This window comes from Fructobacillus broussonetiae (assembly GCF_018437275.1).
Classification (GTDB): domain Bacteria; phylum Bacillota; class Bacilli; order Lactobacillales; family Lactobacillaceae; genus Fructobacillus; species Fructobacillus broussonetiae.
On sequence record NZ_JAAMFK010000005.1, the window covers coordinates 1 to 21,882 of the forward strand.

The 21,882-nt window shown below is 49.9% G+C and carries 19 protein-coding genes; 18 read left to right on the forward strand and 1 reads right to left on the reverse strand.

The features are described from left to right. On the reverse strand, positions 1–189 hold a 189-nt coding region (locus G6R29_RS04485), incomplete at its 3' end, for a transposase (RefSeq protein ID WP_213809166.1). A gap of 44 nt (positions 190–233) precedes the next feature. On the opposite strand from G6R29_RS04485, the gene G6R29_RS04490 reads away from it, so the two are divergent. The 18 genes from G6R29_RS04490 to whiA all read left to right on the forward strand — a co-directional run bounded on the left by G6R29_RS04490 (position 234) and on the right by whiA (position 21,875). Further along, complete coding sequence (locus G6R29_RS04490; RefSeq protein WP_213809167.1) at positions 234–410, forward strand: hypothetical protein; 177 nt, start codon at positions 234–236, stop codon at positions 408–410. A gap of 101 nt (positions 411–511) precedes the next feature. Further along, entirely contained in the window at positions 512–1,567 is a 1,056-nt protein-coding gene (locus tag G6R29_RS04495) for a competence protein CoiA (protein ID WP_213809168.1), read from the forward strand. Positions 1,568–1,593: 26 nt separating this feature from the next. Further along, the gene (gene pepF, locus G6R29_RS04500) at positions 1,594–3,381 is read left to right on the forward strand and encodes an oligoendopeptidase F (RefSeq protein ID WP_213809169.1); all 1,788 of its coding nucleotides are present in this window, start codon (positions 1,594–1,596) and stop codon (positions 3,379–3,381) included. 36 nt (positions 3,382–3,417) lie between these two features. Then, positions 3,418–4,350, forward strand: a complete 933-nt coding sequence (locus tag G6R29_RS04505; protein WP_213809170.1) for a phosphoglycerate dehydrogenase — start codon at positions 3,418–3,420, stop codon at positions 4,348–4,350. A gap of 84 nt (positions 4,351–4,434) precedes the next feature. Beyond that, positions 4,435–4,650 (forward strand): hypothetical protein, encoded by a 216-nt coding sequence (locus tag G6R29_RS04510; protein WP_213809171.1) that lies wholly within the window; start codon positions 4,435–4,437, stop codon positions 4,648–4,650. Between the two features lie 307 nt (positions 4,651–4,957). Continuing rightward, the gene (gene pheS, locus G6R29_RS04515; protein WP_213809172.1) at positions 4,958–6,007 is read left to right on the forward strand and encodes a phenylalanine--tRNA ligase subunit alpha; all 1,050 of its coding nucleotides are present in this window, start codon (positions 4,958–4,960) and stop codon (positions 6,005–6,007) included. Between the two features lie 2 nt (positions 6,008–6,009). Continuing rightward, positions 6,010–8,463: a phenylalanine--tRNA ligase subunit beta gene (gene pheT / locus G6R29_RS04520; RefSeq protein WP_213809173.1), complete on the forward strand. Its 2,454-nt coding sequence runs from the start codon at positions 6,010–6,012 to the stop codon at positions 8,461–8,463. A gap of 72 nt (positions 8,464–8,535) precedes the next feature. Then, positions 8,536–9,822, forward strand: a complete 1,287-nt coding sequence (locus G6R29_RS04525; protein ID WP_213809174.1) for a UDP-N-acetylglucosamine 1-carboxyvinyltransferase — start codon at positions 8,536–8,538, stop codon at positions 9,820–9,822. Between the two features lie 89 nt (positions 9,823–9,911). Continuing rightward, positions 9,912–10,169 (forward strand): type B 50S ribosomal protein L31, encoded by a 258-nt coding sequence (locus G6R29_RS04530; protein WP_213809175.1) that lies wholly within the window; start codon positions 9,912–9,914, stop codon positions 10,167–10,169. A gap of 69 nt (positions 10,170–10,238) precedes the next feature. After that, positions 10,239–11,627: a 23S rRNA (uracil(1939)-C(5))-methyltransferase RlmD gene (rlmD, locus tag G6R29_RS04535; RefSeq protein ID WP_213809176.1), complete on the forward strand. Its 1,389-nt coding sequence runs from the start codon at positions 10,239–10,241 to the stop codon at positions 11,625–11,627. A 106-nt stretch (positions 11,628–11,733) separates the two neighbouring features. After that, a complete protein-coding gene (locus tag G6R29_RS04540; RefSeq protein WP_213809177.1) occupies positions 11,734–13,086 on the forward strand; it encodes a UDP-N-acetylmuramoyl-tripeptide--D-alanyl-D-alanine ligase in 1,353 nt (450 codons plus the stop codon). Further along, positions 13,079–14,233, forward strand: coding sequence for a serine hydrolase domain-containing protein (locus G6R29_RS04545; RefSeq protein ID WP_213809178.1), 1,155 nt, complete (start codon positions 13,079–13,081; stop codon positions 14,231–14,233). The genes G6R29_RS04540 and G6R29_RS04545 overlap by 8 nt, the downstream gene beginning before the upstream one ends. A 209-nt stretch (positions 14,234–14,442) precedes the next feature. After that, entirely contained in the window at positions 14,443–16,032 is a 1,590-nt protein-coding gene (gene cshA, locus G6R29_RS04550; protein WP_238476905.1) for a degradosome RNA helicase CshA, read from the forward strand. 204 nt (positions 16,033–16,236) lie between these two features. Beyond that, positions 16,237–17,634, forward strand: coding sequence for a bifunctional folylpolyglutamate synthase/dihydrofolate synthase (locus G6R29_RS04555; RefSeq protein ID WP_213809179.1), 1,398 nt, complete (start codon positions 16,237–16,239; stop codon positions 17,632–17,634). Next, positions 17,610–19,052, forward strand: coding sequence for an MFS transporter (locus tag G6R29_RS04560; RefSeq protein WP_213809180.1), 1,443 nt, complete (start codon positions 17,610–17,612; stop codon positions 19,050–19,052). The genes G6R29_RS04555 and G6R29_RS04560 overlap by 25 nt, the downstream gene beginning before the upstream one ends. Positions 19,053–19,198: 146 nt before the next feature. Beyond that, on the forward strand, positions 19,199–19,795 hold the full coding sequence (locus G6R29_RS04565) for a JAB domain-containing protein (RefSeq protein ID WP_213809181.1): 597 nt from the start codon (positions 19,199–19,201) through the stop codon (positions 19,793–19,795). Between the two features lie 158 nt (positions 19,796–19,953). Further along, positions 19,954–20,931 carry a gluconeogenesis factor YvcK family protein gene (locus tag G6R29_RS04570; RefSeq protein WP_213809182.1) on the forward strand — a complete coding sequence of 326 codons (978 nt, stop codon included), beginning with the start codon at positions 19,954–19,956 and terminating at the stop codon, positions 20,929–20,931. 2 nt (positions 20,932–20,933) lie between these two features. Next, positions 20,934–21,875, forward strand: a complete 942-nt coding sequence (gene whiA, locus G6R29_RS04575; RefSeq protein ID WP_213809183.1) for a DNA-binding protein WhiA — start codon at positions 20,934–20,936, stop codon at positions 21,873–21,875. Positions 21,876–21,882 lie beyond the last annotated feature (7 nt).

A 21,882-nucleotide genomic window follows, 5' to 3' on the forward strand; every position in this document is an offset into this window, starting at 1 on the left:
CTTTTTCATTTCATCTGTCGTATAAGTTTCGCCAGCAATTATTTGTTTTTGGCTGCCATGAACCCATTTAATAACGGTAGTGGAGGCCATACCGTATTCAATTGAAAGTGACAGAGAGGAACGACCTTCTTGATAGAGGGCAACAATGGCATCTTTGAATTCCTGTGAGTAACGTGGCCTTTTAGTCATGTGCTGATTTCCTTTTTAGTCTTGGGATAATTATACAGTGGACGATGCATAAAATCTGTCCATTTTATCAGCATACGAGCACCGCACACGTTGCGCACGTTGATCACGCCCAACCAGAAACCGCTAAGGAAGCTGCTAGTCAAGCACTTTCAAGCCTCTGGATGTTGGCTGTTGCTGCGACCGGATTTGTGCTTTCAAAGGCAAAGAAGGAATCAAAGTAAAACTTGAATTGAATATTTTGCTTAAAAATTGCAAATTTAAGTGATAAAAGAACACTCCTATCGTGTCATTCAGTGACAGGAAGATAGGAGTGTTTTTTACTATGTTGATAGCTTGTACGATTACAAAAGAATATTGCTTGGCTGAAAACGCCAAAAAGAATCAGATTTATCTCTGTCCAGGTTGTTTCGGCCCGGTTCGTTTAAAGAAAGGTGAGGAGAAAGTGGCTCACTTTGCCCACGTGGTGAAGGATGGCTGTGCCCGCTTTTCTGAAGGGGAGTCGCCAGAACACTTGGCGGGGAAGTTGGCGCTCTTTAAATATTTTGAGGACAGGGTCCCAGTTCTCGTCGAACCCGTTCTTTCAAAGATTGATCAGCGACCTGATTTACTTGTTGGACGGCCTGGTAATCAGGTGGCGATTGAATACCAGTGTTCGCCAATTTCAAAAAAGGATTTAGATCGACGAAATGAGGGGTACGCACGATTAGGAATTAAGGTCTGGTGGATACTTGGTCCAAATTACTACAAGAAGCATCTCTCAGCTGGGACAGTTTGTCGCTTTATCCTAGCCGGTAAACTTTGGTATTTTTTACCCGAGCAAAAGATATTCATGGTGGAGTCGAACTTTGTTCGACCCGACTTTAAAAAGCGCCGTTCAGAGAAAAGGCATTTGGCTGATCCACTTTATCTCAGGCTGGGCGGAACCGCCGCGTGGTCGCGAGTTTTTTCTGAAAAGAACGACCGATGGTCGGCTCGGGTGCTAGACATCGACAGACAACGAACGAAGCTTTCATTCATGATGGCGCGTGAGCAGATTAACCCTGACTTAGTGAATTACTTGTATGAAAATGGCCACCGGGTTGATCAGATACCGGATTGCACCCTAAATGGGTTCGCCTTCGGCCTGACAGTGCCGAACTGGCAGTACCGATTAACGGTGTTACTGCTGTTGGAGCTAGACGGTGTTCACTGGCATAAGAAAAATTTACAGGCGCGAATGGCCCGCTATTTTCACGAGGGTGCGCCAGGAATTAACGCGATTCTCGAAGAGTATTTGAGCGAGCTTGAACAGGGTGAATACATCCGGTTCAAAGAAGATGAAATCGTGCTACTACGTTCGCCGAAGTACTTGGGGGATGGCGATTCTGTGTTAGAATGAGTGAAAGATAGAAAAGGGGTGTTACGATGGGACAAATCACACGAGAAGAAGTGCCAGAAGAATTGACCTGGGACTTGAGTAGCGTTTTTGAAAGTAACGAAGCTTACCAGAAAGCCTTCGATGACATTCAAGAAAAGTTGCCGGCATTAGAAAAGTACCAAGGACACTTAGCGGATTCAGCCGATACGTTGTTAGCTGGACTGCAGGCGGACTTGGACATTGAGCGAACATTTGAAAAGCTTTTTGTATACGCACACCAGAAGTTTGACCAGGACACGGCAAACGGAACGTACGCGGGAATGAACGCACAGGTTCAAGACTTGTTGGCACAGGTTTCTTCCGTCACGGCTTTCTTCCAACCGGAAGTGTTGGCAATGGACGAAGATAAGTTGGACGCCTACTTGAAGACGGATGGTTTGAAGCCATACCAACACTTCTTCGATGTGCTCTTGTCTGAAAAGGCCCACACACTCCCAGCTGAACAAGAAGCGCTCCTGGCTGGTGCATCAACTGTGATGTCATCTGCCGCACAGACTTTTTCCGTCTTGGATAATGCGGACATCGACTTCGGGGATGTCATGACAGAAGACGGTCAGATTCAAGAGCTGACAAACGGCTTGTACTCCATCATGCTTCGTTCAAAGGATGTTCGCCAACGTGAAGAAGCCTTCGCTTCTTTGTACGACGCTTACATGGCCTTGCAAAACACATTCGCCTCAACGTTGTCTGCAACAGTAAAGAAGCACAACTTCTTGGCTAAGGTGCGCAACTACCAGTCTGCTCAAGAAGCCGCTGTTACAAGTAATCAAATTCCGGTTTCGGTTTACAAAACTTTGGCCGAAAAAGTCGACCAAAACCTTGGCTTATTGCACCGCTACGTCGCGTTGCGCAAGCAGGTTTTGGGCGTAGAGAACTTGCACAACTACGACCTCTACGTCTCATTAGTTGATGACGTGGACTTCCCGGTAACCTACGAGAAGGCTAAGGAAATCGCTCTGGCAGCGTTGGCACCACTTGGTGATGACTACTTGGCCATCGTGAAGAAAGCCTTTAACGAGCGTTGGATCGACGTCGTGGAAAACAAGGGGAAGCGTTCAGGTGCTTACTCTGGTGGTGCCTACGACACGAACCCATACATCTTGTTGAACTGGCAAGACACCTTGGACAATGTTTACACGTTGGTCCACGAAATGGGGCACACGGTTCACTCTTATTTGACCCGTAAGAACCAACCTTACCACTACGGTGACTACCCAATCTTCTTGGCTGAAATCGCCTCAACGACAAACGAAGCCTTGTTGACGGACTACTTGTTGAAGCAGACCGATGATGACAAGGTGAAGGCCTTCGTTTTGAACCAATACCTTGATGGCTTCAAGGGAACGGTCTTCCGTCAGACGCAGTTTGCCGAATTCGAGACTTGGATTCACGAACAAGACGCTGCTGGCCAACCTTTGACGGCGGATGCCATGGCGGATTTCTACGGGAACTTGAACCAAAAGTTCTACGGCCCTGAATTAGAAGCAGATCCACAAATTGCCTACGAATGGACGCGGATTCCACATTTCTACTACAACTTCTACGTTTACCAGTACGCGACTGGGGAAGCCGCGGCCACGACTTTGGCACAGAAGATTATTGAAGAAAACCACGCAGAAGAATACAAGAACTACTTGAAGGCGGGTTCATCTGCTGCGCCGCTCGAGGTCATGAAGACCGCTGGCGTGAACATGGCGGAAGGGGACTACCTCGATTCAGCTTTTGCTGTCTTCGAAGACCGCTTGAACCAACTGGAAGCCCTTTTGAAAAAATAAACATTTTGCGTTAGAACAGACTTATAGGAGGGCGTTATGACTGAAAAAGTATTAGTATTTAACGGCATTAGCGATGTCGCCGTAACAAAGTTGAAGGAAGCCGGCTATGAAGTGGAAGAAAATCCACAAAAGACGGCCGATGACTTTGCTGCTGATGACTCCGTTGTTGGCATGATTTTGATGATGGCACCAATTGACGGTGCTGTGATGGACCGTTTCCCTAATTTGAAGGTCATTGCCCGTCACGGTGTCGGTTATGACAACGTTGATTTGCAAGCAGCAAAGGACCGGGGTATCATCGTCGCTAACACGCCCGGTGCCAACGCCACGGCCGTCGCTGAAACTGCTGTTACCTTGATGATGATGGCAGGTCGTCTCTTTGATACTGATAAGCGCGGTATTACCGATAAGAAGGCGGCGGCGTACGCCACTGAACACCGAGGAATGCAAGTTTCAAAGAAGACGGTTGGAATCCTTGGCTTTGGTCACATCGGAAAGACCATCGCCCAATTGCTTTCAGGTTTCGGTGTGGAAGTGCTAGCCTACGCTCGCCACGATAAGGACGTGCCAAACGGTCGCATGGCTTCCCTCGATGAAATCTTCGAAAAGGCTGACTACGTTGTTTCAACCTTGCCTGCCACTGATTCAACGACCAAGATGATTGATGCGGCTGCCTTCGATAAGATGAAGGACAGCGCTGTCTTGGTTAACGTCGGTCGGGGACCGGTTGTTGATGAAGCTGCTTTGATCGATGCTTTGAAGGCCGGCAAGATTGCCGCTGCTGGATTGGACGTTGTGGAAGTTGAACCAATCAGTCCTGACAACGAATTGTTGTCTCTTGAAAATACCTATGTCTTGCCACACGTGGCAGGAGGATCAATCGAAGCTGGTAAAGCCATTGCTTCGACTGCCGCAGACGATGTTTTGTCTGTGCTGTCAGGTAAAGGTCCTTTGAACCAAGTCAATTAAATCAATGAATGGAAGACCGCTGCAAAGCGGTCTTTTTTTTCTATGTTAGAATAAAGCTACTTATTTCTAATTTGGGAGTTTTATATGCGAGAAAAGCTAGCAAAGTTAATGAATCAATATCCACGGACATACATGGTTATTTGCGTTGCTATTGCCACATTCACTTGGTCGATTGTTCGTTTAATCTTCGTGAAGAACGCCAGCCTGTTGGTTGAAGTCGAGCACTTCGTTTTCTTAACGGCTTTCGTTGCCATTGCCAACGGAATTGTTTGGTTCATTAAAAAGCAACGGGCCAAATAAACAACCTGGTTCGCTTCTGACTTTGTCATCTAGTTTCTTATAAAAAACTCTGCTATACTAAATGTAGCTATGAAGGACCTAGTAGGGTCGAAAGGCAGCAAAGCGAGCGGGGTTAGTGAGAGCCCGTCTGTTGGAAGACTTGAATTTCAGTCTGGAGACTTTGATTTAACCGTCAACGGTGGCCACCGATACCGGCTTAGAGGAGCTAGCAACAGGCTAGAATCTGGGTGGTACCGCGGCATCGTTTTCGTCCCTTTTCATCGATTGATGAAGAGGGACTTTTTTATTTGGATAAAGAGGGAATAACATGACATTAGCAGAAGAATTAAAGGGATTTTTGAAGGAAGCCGAAGGGCAACTTTCACAACCTGACGTCGACGTCGAAGCCGTTCGCGTTGCCTTTCTTGGAAAGAAGGGAAAAATCACGGGCGTATTGAAGTCCATGAAGGACTTGTCCGTCGACGAAAAGAAGGAAGTCGGACAAGTGGGAAACCAAGTCCGCACGGCCATCCAAGAAAAGATCGAAGAAAAGAAGGCCGAACAAGAAGCTAAGGCCTTGGAAGAAAAGTTGGCGTCCGAAACGTTGGACGTAACCCTTCCAGGTTCTAAGCCAAAAATTGGTTCCGCCCACGTCCTCCAACAAATCATGGATGAAATCGAAGCCCACTTCTTAGGACTCGGTTACCAAATTATCGATGATCCAACGGACTCACCCGAAGTTGAAACGGACGAATACAACTTCGAACGTGAAAACCTGCCAAAGGATCACCCAGCCCGTGACATGCAAGACACGTTCTACATCACGCCTGAGATTTTGCTCCGTACGCAAACGTCACCGGTTCAATCCCGTGTCCTTGAAAAGCATGACTTCTCAAAGGGACCTTTGAAGATGATTGCACCCGGTAAGGTTTACCGTCGTGACACTGATGATGCCACGCACTCCCACCAGTTCCACCAAGTGGAAGGCCTGGTCGTTGGTAAGAACATCACCATGGCCGATTTGAAAGGGACGTTGCTTTCCATCATGCAGGAACTCTTTGGGGAAAAGCACCAAATCCGTTTGCGTCCTTCTTACTTCCCATTTACGGAACCTTCCGTCGAAGTCGATGTTTCATGGGACGAAGTAACGCCTGACACGAAGCCGGAAGACATCAAGTGGATCGAAGTTCTTGGTGCCGGAATGACCCACCCGAACGTTTTGAAGATGGACGGTCTTGATCCTGAAGAATACACGGCCTTCGCCTTTGGTTTGGGGCCTGACCGTTTTGCCATGCTGAAGTACGGCGTGGAAGACATCCGTCAGTTCTACCTGAACGACGTGCGTTTCTTGGACCAGTTTAACGAGCGAGGAAACTAATCATGAAGACAAATTTGAATTGGTTAAACGACTATTTGACGCCTGGTTTGGACGTGAGCGAACAAGCCGTCTTGGACTTGGCACAACAAATCGAATTGACTGCCGTTGAAGTTGAAGAAGTTGGGCAAGCTGCTGCCAAGCAATCGGGCTTGGTTGTCGTCAAAGTGGAAGAAGTGAAGGATCACCAAGATTCTGACCACTTGCACATCACCCAAGTCTTTGACGGAAAAGAACACATCCAAATCGTGACGGGTGCGCCAAACGTTGCCGAAGGGCAATTGGTCATCTTGGCCACGGTTGGGTCAAAGATTGTGGACCGCGAAAGTGGTGAGCTCGTAAAGATTCGCAAGGCAAAGCTCCGTGGTGAAGTCTCCTACGGAATGCTTTCCGCCTTGCAAGAAATTGGTTTGCCAGACGCCGTCTGCCCACAACCAATTGAAGACGGAATCTACGTCTTCGACGAAAAGTCCGGCGTGAAGCCAGGGGATGACGCCCTCGAAGTCCTCGGTTTGAAGGACGCCATGATCGATACGGATTTGACGCCAAACCGTGCCGACCTCTTGTCCCTCCGTGGAATGGCCTACGAAATGGCTGCCATGACTGGCAACAAGGTGAACGAAGCCCCCTTCGAAGAAAAGGCATCTGCTTTGCCTGCAACCGACAAGATTCAAGCTGAAATCACTGCTGATACTTTGGCAACTGGCTTGGCTTTGTCATTGGTCGAAAACGTGACGGTTGCCCCTTCTGACTTGAAGGTGCAACGTCGCCTCTGGACTTCAGGTATCAAGCCAAAGAACAACGTGATGGACGCGCTCCACTACTGGTTGTTGGCCACTGGTCAACCTTTGGCAGCCTTTGACGCTGACAAGTTGGGTACTGACAAGATTGTTGTTCGCCTCGCTTCTGAAGGCGAAGTCCTCGGACAAGGGGATGGCGAAGAGGCCATCGCTTTGCGTGCCGGACAAGATATCGTTTTGTCAGCCGGTAACCACGTGATTGCCCTTGCCGGAATCGCGATGAATCCTGACTTTGCGGTTACGAATGAAACGAAGAACGTTGTCTTGGCCGCTGGTCAGTACAACCCTAGCTTGATCCGTCAAGCTGCCCGCCGTCACGGTTTGCGTTCTGAATCATCATTCCGTCTCGAACGTGGCATTGATTTGCAGAACACGCAAAACGCGTTGGCTAACGCTTCAAACGAAGTGGCGGAAGACGCCAACGGATCTGTTGCCGGATTGGCAACAGCCGGCTTCAAAAACATTGAATCAACGGTGATTAACATCACGGTCGACCGCATCAACAAGGTCCTTGGAACAGATTTGTCCGAGGAAACGGTTGTTGACTTGCTTCAAAAGTTGAACCTACAAGTCGCAAACGACAACGGTGCATTGACGGTCACTGTTCCAGGCCGCCGCACGGACTTGAGCATTCCAGCTGACTTGGTTGAAGAAGTTGGTCGCCTTTACGGCTACGACAACTTGCCAACGGCCTTGATTGACGGTCAATCAACCGCCGGTGACTTGACGCTCCGCCAAAAGAAGATTCGCGCTTCACGTAAAATTTTTGAAGGCCTCGGTTTCAACCAAGCCATCTCATACGCCTTGATGTCACCTGAAAAGGCCACGGCCTTTAACATTGGTGCTGACCACCCAGTTTTGGCCTTGGACTACCCAATGTCTTCCGACAAGACAACGGCACGTCAAAACTTGATTTCAGGTTTGATCGACGATGTTGCCTATAACGTGGCCCGTTCCGTTAAGAACATCGCCTTGTACGAACAAGGCCGTGTCTTCTTGAACGACAACGCCGCTGTTCAACCCGTTGAACAAGAACACCTCGCTGGTGTGCTCGTGGGTTCCATCGCTGAATCAACTTGGCAAGCGGGTCAAAAGGAACGAGACGTTGACTTCTTTGCTTTGAAGGGACGCGTCGAAGCCTACCTCGAAGCCATCGGTGTTGAAAAGGTTACGTTCAAGCAGGCCCAGGAACACCAAAACATGCACCCTGGTCAAACCGCTGACGTATACACGGGGGATGTTTACCTTGGTTACCTCGGACAGGTTCACCCTGAATTCGTTGCTAAGCAAAAGTTGCCCGCCATTTTCGCCTTCGAATTAAACCTCGAAACGATCATCTCTCTGGCTGAAAAGGACAACGCTTACCAACCAATTTCTCGTTACCCACAAATCACGCGTGACTTGGCCATCTTAGTTGATGCAACGCTTTCAAACCAGGAAGTGTTGGACGTTATCAACGAAGTTTCTGGAAAGTACTTGAAGGATGTGACCTTCTTTGACTTGTACACGGGTAAGGGAACGCCGGAAGGTAAGAAATCATTGGCTTACCAATTGACTTACCAAAACCAAGAAGACACATTGGTTGAAGAAGCTGTTACATCAGACTTTGAAAAGGTGACGACGGCTTTGACTGACAAATTCGGAGCTGAAATCCGCTAATCTTTAATTGTGTATCGGGTAAAAATCCCGTATGATTGAAGTAAAACATTACAGTTAAGTAGGATTCGCCACATGGCAAAAATTATTATTAACGGTGGCCGTAAAGTCGCTGGTCAAGTGACCATCGGTGGTGCCAAAAACTCAACGGTGGCACTGATTCCAGCAGCCATCTTGGCGGACACGCCAGTACAATTTGATAACGTGCCACAAATCCTGGACGTTAAAAACTTACAATACATTTTGGCAGCGATGAACGTCCATTCTACTTTTAAGGATGGCGATTTGTCGATTGATCCAACGACGATCAAAGAAGCGCCACTTCCCGCAACGGCTATTAAGTCCTTGCGTGCGTCTTACTACTTCATGGGGGCGCTCCTCGGTCGTTTCGGCCGTGCGACCGTGACTTTCCCTGGTGGTGATAACTTGGGCGCTCGTCCAATTGACCAACACATTAAGGGATTCGAAGCCCTCGGTGCCAAGGTCACGGAAAAAGACGATGTGATTAACATCGACGCTTCAGAGAACGGTTTGAAGGGGGCACGCATTGCCCTGGATACGGTTTCTGTTGGTGCGACGATTAACATCATCTTGGCAGCCGTTCGTGCCGAAGGGCAGACGATTATCGAAAACGTGGCCAAGGAGCCTGAAATTATCGATATCGCCACCTTCTTGAACAACATGGGTGCAAACATCCGTGGTGCCGGAACCGATACGATTCGAATTACCGGTGTTCAAACTTTGGAAGCAAAGAACACGCACACGGTGATTCCTGATCGAATCGAAGCCGGAACCTACATGTCACTCGCCGCTGCCTTTGGTGACGGTGTGACGGTCAATAACGTCATCCCAGAGCACTTGGAGTCATACACTTCAAAGTTGATTGAGATGGGCGTTGACATGAAGATTGGTGAAGACTCCGTCTACATTGGTCCTTCAAAGACGCTGAAGCCAGTCGCCATCAAGACGATGCCATACCCTGGCTTCGCCACGGACTTGCAGCAACCCATCACGCCGTTGCTCTTCTTGGCTGATGGGGAATCAACGATTACGGAAACCATCTATCCAAAGCGTATTCGCCACATCGCGGAACTTCGCCGGATGGGTGCCGAAGTATCGTCCGTTAACCCAGGTGAGATCAAGGTGAACCACTCGGCTCGCCTCGTTGGAACCACGGTGGAAGCCGCCGAAATCCGTGCGGGAGCCGCTTTGGTTATTGCCGCTGTTATGGCGGACGGTCAAACAACGATCGATAACGCCTCGCACATCTTGCGTGGTTACGATCGCTTGGCCGACAAGTTACAAGGCCTTGGTGTCGACCTTCAAATTGAAGGTGTGGATTTGATTAATCTAATGCCATAAGTTCTTGGCAAATGACGTCGTCCATGCTATACTAATCTAGTTAATAACTGACTCTGACTATTAATAGTCAGGGCGCTAAGGAGATCATAATGCAAGCAGATATTCACCCAAACTACCGCCCAGTTGTCTTCATCGATGCCTCAACTGGTAAGAAGTTCTTGTCAGCTTCAACTGTTGAAACTGAAACGACGACTGACTACGAAGGTACTGAATACCCTTCAATCCGTATGGATATCACGTCAGACTCACACCCATTCTACACTGGTAAGCAGAAGTTTACTCAGGCTGATGGTGCCGTTGACAAGTTTAACAAGAAGTTTGCTGACTTCGGTTTCAAGAACAAGTAATTGTTTTTTAAGAACGTCCACCTCGGTGGACGTTTTTTATTTTTAAAAAGTCAAAGAAGAGGGAGATTCATGGCGAAGACCACACCACCCGTAAAACTGAATGAAACAGTCCAACTGACAATCGCTAAGATTCGCCAGAACGGAATGGGCCTGGCATGGGCGAACCCTGAAAAAACTTACCCGGTTTACTTGGCCGACGCCATGTTGGGTGAAGTAGTGGAAGCGACCATCATCCAAGTCGACAAGCTCTCGGCCTATGGTCGGATTGAACGCGTGCTTCAGAAGTCTGCTGGTCGCATCGATGCGGATCGTGACTATCTATTAGAAGCCGGAACCGCGCCCCTCGTCAACTGGGCCTATCCTTATCAAAAGGCTTGGAAACAATCATTAGTGAAGGACAACTTTGCCTCAAAGGGTGTCGACGTTGAGGTTGCCGAACCGGTCACGATGGACCAAGACGTTCCTTCATACTACCGGAACAAAACGGTGGTGCCCGTGAAGTGGCAGAACGGTAAGCTTTTGTCTGGTTTCTACCAGCGTGGCACGCATGAACTTGTTCCAATGGAAGACTACTTCGTAAACGACAAGCGTTTGGACGAAGTCATCGTCATTGTTCGCAATATCTTGGAAAAGCTGAAGATTTCGGCTTATGATCCAGATGCTCAAGAAGGGGCCATCCGCTACATCATGGTGCGCCGAGGTTACTACTCAAAGCAACTGATGGTGGTCTTGGTTTCAAACGACGAAGTTTTGCCAAAGCAAGATGAAGTGGTGAAGGCGATTGTTGAGGCCTTGCCTGATCTGACCTCTCTGATTTTGAACAAGGCGCCGAAAAAGGATTACGTTCAGTTGTCTGCGGTTAATGAAACTTTGTACGGACAAGACCAGATTGAAGATTCCTTGCTCGGCAAGCGCTTCTTGATTGGACCGAACTCCTTCTACCAGGTGAACCCGGTCATGACTGAAAAGCTCTACCAGACGGCAGCGGACTTAGCACACTTAAAGAAGACGGACCTGGTTGTGGACGCCTATGCCGGTATCGGTACCATTGGGATGTCGGTTGCCGACAAGGTCGACCGAGTGATTGGTGTAGAGGTTGTTCCGGGGGCAGTTGCTGACGCCCAGAAGAACCTGGCTTTGAACGGGATTGAAAACGCGACATACATTTTACGTGACGCGCCCGAACAGTTCGTCGAATGGCAACAGGATGGCATCAAGCCAGACGTTGTCTTCGTTGATCCGCCACGCCGTGGTTTGACGCCCGAACTGATTGAAAAGACGCCCTTGATGGCACCGGACCGCGTGGTCTACGTCTCATGTAATCCGTTGACGGCCGCCCGTGATGTTGCACTCTTTGAAGACGAAGGGTACTTTGTCACCGGACCTGTTGTTCCGGTGGACCAGTTCCCTCAGACGGCTCACATCGAAACGGTGACAGTGCTTTCTAAAAAGCGTTAAAATAGATTTATTAAGATTAATCATTAAGAAACGGTGGAAAAGGTCGCCCTCGGGTCGGACTTTTCACCAGCGGTTTAAAAAATCCGTGGTTATACGAGGAAGATTCATGAAACTCACGCTATCCGATGTCCAAAAAGCAACGAACGGCCAGTTGCAGGGTGAAGCAAAGACCGCCTTTACCGGCGTTTGCTTCGACTCTCGCAAGGTACAAGCAGGGGACCTCTTCATCGCCTTAGTCGGTGAAAACGACGGGCACGACTACATTCAAATGGCCATGGACAAGGGAGCCACGGCGGTCTTGGCACAGGAAGGGCACGTGCTGCCTGGTGATGTACCAGCCGTTGTGGTTGAAGACAGCCTGGCCGGCCTGCAAGAACTCGGTCAGTACTACTTGAAACAGGTTGGGCCAAAGGTTGTGGCCATCACCGGTTCAAACGGAAAGACGACCACCAAGGACATGGTGGCGACCATTCTGGCCAAGAAGTACAAAACCTTCAAGACGCCCGCCAACTTCAATAATGAAATTGGCCTGCCCGTGACGATGCTGTCGATGCCTGAAGACACCGAAATTTTGGTCTTGGAAATGGGGATGGATCGTCCGGGCCAATTGACCGAACTATCCAATCTAGCTAAGCCCGACATCGCTTTGATCACGATGATTGGGGAAGCCCACCTGGAATTCTTCAAGACTCGCAAAAACATTGCCAAGGCGAAGTTGGAAATCACTTCTGGATTGAAGGAGGGCGGCCTCTTCTTGATTCCAGCAGACGAGGACTTGCTCACAAAGGCGGACAACTTGCCTGAAAACACCAAGACCTTTGGTCCCGTTCCAGCTGACATAAAAGAGTCCCTTAGCGAAACGGTCTGGACCGAAGACGGCGTAAAGTTTGCAATTCCAATGCTTGGCGCCTATAATGTTAAGAATGCAGAAGCAGCGATTATGGTAGGCCAGGCCCTCGGCTTGGATATGAAGACCATGGCAAGTGCTTTGGCACAATTTGATTTAACGAAAAACCGGACGGAGATGCTACAGGCAACAAACGGTGCCAAGTTAATCTCCGACGTGTACAACGCTAACCCAACCGCGACAAAGGAAGTGTTGAAAGCCATCGCAAAGGATGGCGTTTCGAACCTTCGCGTCGTCTTAGGGGATATGTTGGAATTAGGAGAGGCTGGACCAGAGCTCCACGCCTCACTTTCAGACGCTGTGATTGCAGCCAATCCTTTGGCAGTTTATCTGGTCGGTGAACTCACCGTCGACAACTTGGGCGAGGCTTTAAAGAAGCAAGCTCCTGATATGGTTCAGCACCATTACCAAAAGGATCAATTAGATCACTTGATTAAAGATTTACAGGCGGAAAGTCAGGCAGAAGACCTCATCTTCTTGAAGGCTTCCCACGGGATTCACTTAGAAAAGGTGGTTGCTGCTTTGATTGGAAAGAAGGACCTGGATGCTTAAGCGAACAGACATCTTTCCCGCAAAGGTTTCGCATTTTAGGATGAAAGCAAACACCGTAAAGCTTGTCTTGTCATCACTGCTCGCCATCGTCTTGGTCATTGAATTACTTCCGGCTTCAACTCCTTCTTCTACTGGAAAGGTAAAGGCTGCCGATAAGAAAGCAATCGACGTGACCAAAACAGTTTCAGCGGACAGTCAAGTTGCAAAAAACATGGACAAGGCCCTAAAGGACAACCACTTCTCTGGAACAGCACTCGTTGTGAAGGATAACAAAGTGGTCATGCACCAGGGTTACGGTAAGGCAAACGTTGCCAAAAACAAAGACAACGGACCAAACACCACCTATCCAATCGCCTCAACCGCGAAATTCTTAACGGCCGTTTTGGTTGGTGAAGAAGTTGAGAAGGGCAAGTTGTCATACGACACGAAACTTTCCGACTACTATCCAGAACTGCCAAACGCCAACGAGATTACGGTGCGGGATTTGCTGACGATGACTTCTGGTCTGCGTCAGCCAAAACAACCCCAGGACTTTACAAGCGACCTGGACAACATCGATTTCTCGGCGCACAACACCGAAAAGATTGCTGATCCAGGAACTGGAATTGGTTGGACCTACCAGCCGGTTAACTACCGCTTGCTTGCCGGTATCTTGATGAAGGTGACCCACAAGTCCTTCAACGAGTTAATGGACAAGGCCTTCAATAAAGACGACAAGCTTGGTATAGGTCTCTATCCAGATTTTAAAAAGGATAAGAACCTGGCCCAGGCTTACGTCGTTGGTACCGACAACGTCCGTGACGTTGCCAAGGTCGAGTACCAGCGCGAGACTGGAACCGGAAACGTCTCCATGACGACCGGCCAGCTCTTCCGCCTCTACCAGGACTTCTTCCAGAAGAAGTTGGTGAAGAATCCAAAGAAGCTCTTGGAGCAACATCTTCCTGCCCATTACACTTCCGGCCTTTACGGCTACGGGGATGTGTACGAAGGACACGGCATCTTTTCTGGTTACGAATCAAACGTCGTCATCTCAAAGGGTGGTAAAAACGCCGTTATCTTACTGTCAAACCAGTATGACGGTGACCATTCCGCCCAGGGATTGGGGCAGCAGTTCTTCAAGGAACTCACCGGGCAAGACGCCCCTTGATCTCGGTCTTAGCCGGGCGGGGTTGTGATGCCCCGCCCGGCAGGGCGTTTGAAGCGGGCTGGGCCCGCGTTTTTCCATCAGTATCATCAGTCAGCTCAGCCAGACTATAAACCGCTCGACCTTTAAAACGCGCAGGAAGCGCGTTATCATTGAATCAGACCCCAAGCGGGTCTTGGAGCGCGCACTGCGTGTTCAAAAGGAGAATAATTTTGAAGTTTGCAGAACTCGGCTTATCACAAGCCATCTTGAAGTCAATCGAAGCCCACGGCTACGTTGACGCCACCCCAATCCAGGAAAAGACCATTCCTTTGACACTTTCTGGAAAGGACGTTATCGGTCAAGCCCAAACGGGTACCGGTAAGACAGCCGCCTTCGGTTTGCCAATCTTGGAAAACATCGACTTGGACGACAAGAACATCCAAGCCGTTATCATCTCACCAACGCGTGAATTGGCCATCCAAACGGCCGACGAATTGAAGAAACTCGGATCTGACAAGCACGTCAACGTCCAAGTTGTCTTCGGTGGATCCGACATCCGCCGCCAAATCCAAGGCTTGAAGTCACACCCTCAAATCTTGGTCGGAACCCCTGGTCGTTTGCTTGACCACATCAACCGCAAGACCGCTAAGTTGGACGGCGTTAAGACCCTTGTCTTGGACGAAGCCGACGAAATGTTGAACATGGGATTCTTGGATGACATCGAAGCCATCATCGCCAAGGTTCCTGACTCACGTCAGACTTTGCTCTTCTCAGCCACGATGCCTGAATCAATCCGCCGTATCGGTGTGAAGTTCATGACGAACCCCGAAATGGTTAAGATTGAAGCCAAGCAATTGACGACGGACTTGGTTGAACAGTTCTTCATTCGCTGCCGTCACGAAGAAAAGTTCGACGCCTTGTCACGCACCATCGACATCCAAGAACCATACCTTGGTATCGTCTTTGGTCGTACGAAGCGCCGTGTTGAAGAATTGGCCCGTGGTTTGGAAGCCCGTGGTTACAAGGCTGCCGGCTTGCACGGTGACTTGACGCAACAAATGCGTTCCCGTGTCTTGGACCAATTCAAGTCACACGAAATCAACCTCTTGGTCGCAACCGACGTTGCCGCCCGTGGTTTGGACGTGAAGGACGTTTCCCACGTCTACAACTTCGATATTCCACAAGATCCAGAATCATACGTTCACCGTATCGGACGTACTGGTCGTGCCGGTGCCGAAGGTACTTCTGTTACCTTGCTGGCTCCTAACGAAATGGACTACTTACGTGCCATCGAAGACTTGACGAAGAAGCGCATGACGCCGCTTGAACCAGCTTCATTGAAGGAAGCTCGTTTGGGCCGTATCAACGGTTCACTTGACCGCGCTGCCAAGTTGGCAAGCCAAATGAACCCAGAAGAAATCGAAGCACAAGTTGCTGCTTTGATGAGCCAATTCACGCCTGAACAATTGGCTGCTGGATTGTTGGCCTCAGCTGCCGGCTTGGAAAAGCAAAACGCCCCTGTCACATTGTCTCGCGAACGTCCATTGCCACGCCATAAGGGTGGTAAGGGCGGCCGTGGCGGCTACCGTGGTGGAAACCGCGGCGGTCGTGGCGGTGGCTACCGTGGACGTCGTGATGGCGATCACCGCGGTGGAAACCGTGGCGGTGGTTACCGTGGACGCCGTGATGGCGATCACCGTGGTGGAAACCGTGGCGGACGCGACGGCGGATACCGCGGAGGTAACGGTGGTGGACGTCGTTCAAACGGCGGAAACAACCAAGGCCGCAAGCGTGACTTCACGGTCCGCGAAAAGGGCTAAGCCATTTCGCGTTTGGATTGAAGGCGTCGCACCATGCACACCATGCACGCGATGCGTTGCTTGATTGAAACTTAGCTTGGCGCCTGATTTGAATCCCGCTTTCATGCCTGATTCAAAAGAATTTAGACTAAATTTAGAAAAGTGTCTGTTATCAGACGCTTTTTTTGTTTATAATGAAAGTAAACGAAGCGAAAAGGAGCGGCAATGAATGTAACAGAAACATTGGCTTATATTCACGGTCGTCCAAAGGGCGGGAAGAAGAATTCCATGGCCCGGATGACAGCCCTCCTTCAGAAATTAGGGCATCCCGAAGATAAGTTGCCTGCCACATTCCACGTCACTGGAACAAACGGCAAGGGCTCAACTTCGACGATGCTTTCTTCAATCGGTCAAGCCGACGGCAAACGTGTAGGTCTGTTCACTTCCCCCTACATCGTACAGTTCAACGACCGCTTTCAAATCAACGGCGAGGACATTTCGGATAAGGACTTGATTCTTTATACCGAGCGCGTGCGTGCCGAAGCTGACCAAGTCGCTGCCGACTCAGCCGGCGAACTCATTCCCACCGAGTTTGAAGTTGTCACGGCCATCATGTTCTGCTACTTTGCAGAAAACGCTTTGGACCTCGCCGTCATTGAGGTCGGCATCGGCGGATTATACGACTCAACGAACCTCTTGCAGTCGACCGCCGTGTCCGTGGTGACAAGTGTCGCCCTCGATCACGAGGCACTGCTCGGCGATAGCCTGACGGCTATCTCAAAACAAAAGGCCGGCATCATCAAAAATGGTAAGCCGGTCGTTGTTGGACCTCACTTGCCTAAAGAAGCGCTTTCGGTTGTGCGCGAAACGGCTGCTGGGCTTGACTCACCAGTGATTGTTGCTGGTGAAACCTCTGGTCGACGTGCTGATGGTTCGCGCTACGTTCATGCACTTGCTGGCTCCTTCCAGGAAGACAACATGCAAACGGCGGTGGCGGCGTATAAAGCGCTCTATCCTGATACCGATGAAGACGTGATTCAGGAAGGCTTGAGCGAGGCGTTCTTGCCGGGACGCTTTGAACACGTGCTGGTCGCAGAGGAAAACGTCGAACACGTGCTGGTCGCAGAGGAAGATGTCGAACGCGGACAAAATCATGATGACGGCGCGCAAGAAGGCGGGTCTGCTAAAGATTGCCAGGTCGATGTTTATCTGGACGGGGCGCACAATCCAAACGGGTTAGCCGCTTTGAAGGATACCCTGAACGAACAGTTCGGTTTGCCTGACGGTTTAGAAGATGGCGCTCGAGACGGCAACAAAAAGGACGTCGAAGTCATCGTCTGTGCCGCCGGCCTTGCTGATAAGCACTTGGTCGAAGGACTGAAGCCGCTGGCCTTGGATAAAAACATCCAACTGGTCACGGTTGACTACGCGGGCTTGCCTGGCCGCCCTGCATTAGCTAAAGAGGCATACGAAAACGCGGGTTTTACGGATCTGACTTTTCCAAACCTCGACCAGGTATTAAAATACGCTAACAAGCAAGGCAAACCCTTAGTATTTACGGGTTCGCTCTACTTTATATCCGATGTTAGGAGGCATCTATGTCAGACGAAGAAAAAGTTCTGAGTCCACGGTTGATTTTGAGCATTCTCTCGATTGCTCTTATCGCCTTTACGGACATCATGTTGGAAACGGCTTTGAACGTTTCCTTCCCAGTTTTGATGGAAGAATTGCACGTGAGTTCTTCAACCGTTCAGTGGTTGACCTCTGGTGTGATTTTGTTGACCACGATGGTCATCGTCATGTCATCCTGGTTGAAAGACAGCTTTAAGAACCGGACCCAGTTCATTGCGGCCGGTCTGATTTCACTTGTTGGAATTTTGATCGACGCCGTCTCCAACCAGTTCCCACTCATCTTGTTCGGACGTCTGTTACAGGGTGTCGGTGCCGGTGTTGGGCTACCTTTGATGAACAACGTGATCTTTGAACAGGTTCCAATGAACCGTCGTGGAACGATGGTTGGTTTGGCCTCATTGATTGTATCGTTCTCACCAGCCCTTGGACCTGCCTTCGGTGGCTTTTTGACGGATGCCTTCGGATGGCACATGATCTTCTGGGTTGTCGTACCCGTTCAACTCTTCGCTTTGGTACTTGGTTGGATGACCATCACGACGACCGTTGAAACAAAGCGCGTCAAGTTCGATTTGATTGGTTGGCTCTTGCTTTCCGCCTTCTTCATCGGTGGTTTGATCACAATCGATCGCATGGCTACGGACGGCCTCTTTAACGTCACGAGCCTCATCGCCTTGGCAGCCTTCGTCTTTGGAATTCTGGGCTACTACTTCTACGCCCGCAAGGAAACCCAACCACTGTTGGCGCCATCGCTGTTTGCTAAGCCAATGTTCCGCTTGGCCGTTATCGCCGGTTTCATCATTCAGATGATTAACCTGACCTTCAACTACGCCATCCCAATGGGCTTGCAGATTGTCTTGCACATGAATTCCTCCATGGCCGGCCTCGCGCTCTTCCCAGGGGCACTCATGCAGGCTTTGATGGCCATCGTCTCCGGTGCTTTGTATGACCGTTACGGCGCAAAGTTGCCAAACGGTTTGGGTGTGGCCTTCTTGATTTTGGGATGCTTCTGGATGGCCTTCTTGCCATTTGGCTTCATCATCTTCATCATCGGATTCGCCTTCATGCAAACCGGTGTTGGTTTCTTCAACGGAAACAACATGACGAACGCCATCTCAAACATGGACCGTGCTGATCAGAACGCTGGAAATTCCATCTTCGCCGCCATGCAGAATTACTCTGCCGCGGTTGGAATTGCCTTGGCCGCATGTATCGTTTCCATCTTCCAAAACAGCGCCGCCAACATGGCTACTGGAACTGGACTTGGAATCCGTGTGACCTACTTCATGGACGCTGTCTTGATTATCGTAGCGGCCTTCATGTCATTTAGAGTGATGAAAAAGTCCAACCCGGAGGTGTATTCAGTTCCGGTGGACGAATCGTATGAATGGCACAAGGAAGATGATAAATAATGGATTAAAGCTGCTAGGGTAGCTGTGTTGACGCTTGTACCAAGCACAGGAAACTAGGTGTTTCTTGCCCGTTTTCAATGATTCATTTAAAAAGTTAAGTTAAAAAGAACCTGTTTCTTCGTATCACTCCCAAAGGGGGATAAGAGATGAAGAAGCAGGTTTTTTATTTTTATGAAGCACTGGGCTTTGACGGCGCCGAACAACTGAAGGTCTTTAACCTCTACTTCCCATCGGGCTATGACTTCTTTGAGATGGACGAGGAGACCAAGGAAGATTTTATTTCCGAGAACCCCGCCGTCAATCGGGCACTCTTACACGCGCTTTTTGCTGGGGAGAAGATGCGCCAGTACAAACGACCAATCTTACTGTCGGCCAAACACTCCGAAAGCTTTGGTCGCTTTGCCCAAGAAGAGATGGGTCAGCTTCGTCAAGAAGAACTACGTGTGGCCCTGCTGAACACTCAGCTTGAAATCATTGGCTTTGAGACAATCTTCGTTGGAACGCTAACCGAGGTTTCTTGCTCGCCCCGTGAAATCTTCCAGCGGGCCTTTTTGGCAAACGCTTACGCCATCATCATTGCGCATAACCACCCGTCCGGCACGGTGTATCCCTCCGAACAAGACGCGTTCTTTACGAAAAAACTTCTCAAAGTCGGACAGGATCTGAACCTGCCCTTACTCGACTCCTTCATTGTGACAAAGGACAACTACTGGTCGATGGCCGAAGAAGATAAGGAATTGTGAGACAAGCGTGACGAGGCTTTGGGTTACGGTTGGTGAGTGGAAAAAAGGGGAATGGTGCGGGGTGGACTTTTGTAGAGAAAAAAGCTGGCATAAGGGGAACTTTGTCAGCTTAAAATGTTAAACTAGAACCAGAGATTTGTTTTTGAAAGGGGCGCACTATGCCTGCAAAAATCGTGGTGATCGGTGGTGGATCCGGCTTGCCCGTGATCATCAAACCACTTGTCAAACAAGACGTCGACCTCACGGCCATCGTAACGGTTGCAGACGACGGCGGTTCGTCTGGACTCCTACGTGATTACGTCAACATCATTCCACCTGGGGATATCCGCAACATTTTGGTCGCGATGTCTCAAGCCGACCAGAACCTACTGGACCTCTTCCAGTACCGCTTTAGGACCAACGACGACTTCTTGGCCAAGCACGCGGTCGGAAACCTGTTGATTGTCGCCTTGACCGAAATGACCGGCGACGTTTCGAAAGCTATCGCAAAGTTGTCGAACTACCTGAAGATTAAGGGGCAGGTCTACCCTGTTGCCAAAGAACCTTTGATTCTGAAGGCCAAGACAACAAAGGGCGAAGAGCTCACCGGTGAAGCCGCCATCACGGCCGCCCACCAGGCGCTCGATAAAGTTTGGGTTGCGCCCAATAAGGGTGTCAGCGCAAGCCACAAGATTGAAGCCAACCCCGAGGCCATCGACGCCATCCTGTCAGCCGACATGATTGTTTATGGACCGGGTTCACTCTTCACCTCCATCTTGCCAAACGTCGTGGTTCCTGGCATCAAGGAGGCCTTGCAGGCCACACCGGCCAAGCAGGTCTACATCTCAAACATCATGACGCAGAAGGGGGAGACGGATGCCTACAGTGACGCCGAGCACTTGGCCGTGCTTGACCGCCACTTGGGTAAGAACATCGTCGACGCCGTCTTGACCAACCAGACTGAAGTTCCGGAAGACTTCGTCGATTACCAGCGCTGGGGTGAAATCTCCACGCAGGTTAAGCAGGACGAAACGGGCATCGAAAAGTTGGGCGCTAAGGTATACTCACGCGACTTCTTGCTCCTCCGTGACGCTGGTGCCTTCCACGACGGTGAAAAGGTCGCCAAGGTCTTGCTGTCACTTTTGGAGGATGACTAACCATGTCCTTTGCCGCTGAAGTGAAAAAAGAACTGACCGGACGAATCGTTTCGGATGAAGCCGCCAAGCCTGAGTTGGCCGCCTTGCTCCAAATGAATGGGGTGACCACGCTTGGTCTTGCCCAGGAAGTCCGTGTTCAAACCGATAACCCGGCCATCGCCCGAAGAATCTACACCTTGATTTGTCAGTCTTACCCAAAGGCCGAAGTCGACGTTTCCGTGAAGCAACAATTCGCCTTGTCCGAGCACAAGGTTTTAACCGTTGTCCTTCACTCCGAAGTCCAAGAAATCTTGGATGATTTGGGCGTCGACCCCTTCGGAATCGATCAGACCATTCCGGCTTGGTTGTTAAACGACGAGGACAAGCGGGCCGCCTTTTTACGTGGCGCCTTTCTGGCCTCCGGTTCGGTAAACTCGCCAGAAAAGGCCAACTACCACATGGAAATCGCGACAGCAAACGAAGGCCTGGCGGAACAAATCCTGGACATGATCAAGGACTTCCACCTGCCCATCAAGATGATTAACCGCTCAAAGCATTACATCGTCTACTTGAAACGGTCCGACAAAATCGTGGACTTTCTAAAAGTCATCGGTGCCACCCAAACGATGCTTCGCTTCGAAGACATCCGCCTGGCCCGTGACATGCGTAATTCCGTGAACCGCCTGGTCAACGCGGAAACGGCCAACATTCAAAAGGTGGCCAACGCCGCCAACGCGCAGGTGCAAAACATCCTGCGCATCCAAGAAGAAATTGGGGACTTGGACGAGCTGCCCGCAAAGCTCGCCGACTTCGCCCGGGCCCGTTTGGAACACCCTGACGCTTCATTATCAGAAATCGGTGATTACTTAGAAATTTCAAAATCCGGTGCCAATCACCGAATGCGAAAGCTAAACACCATGGCAAAGCTGATTGAAGAGGGGAACTTTGACCCAGACTCGCTCTAAGCCTGTT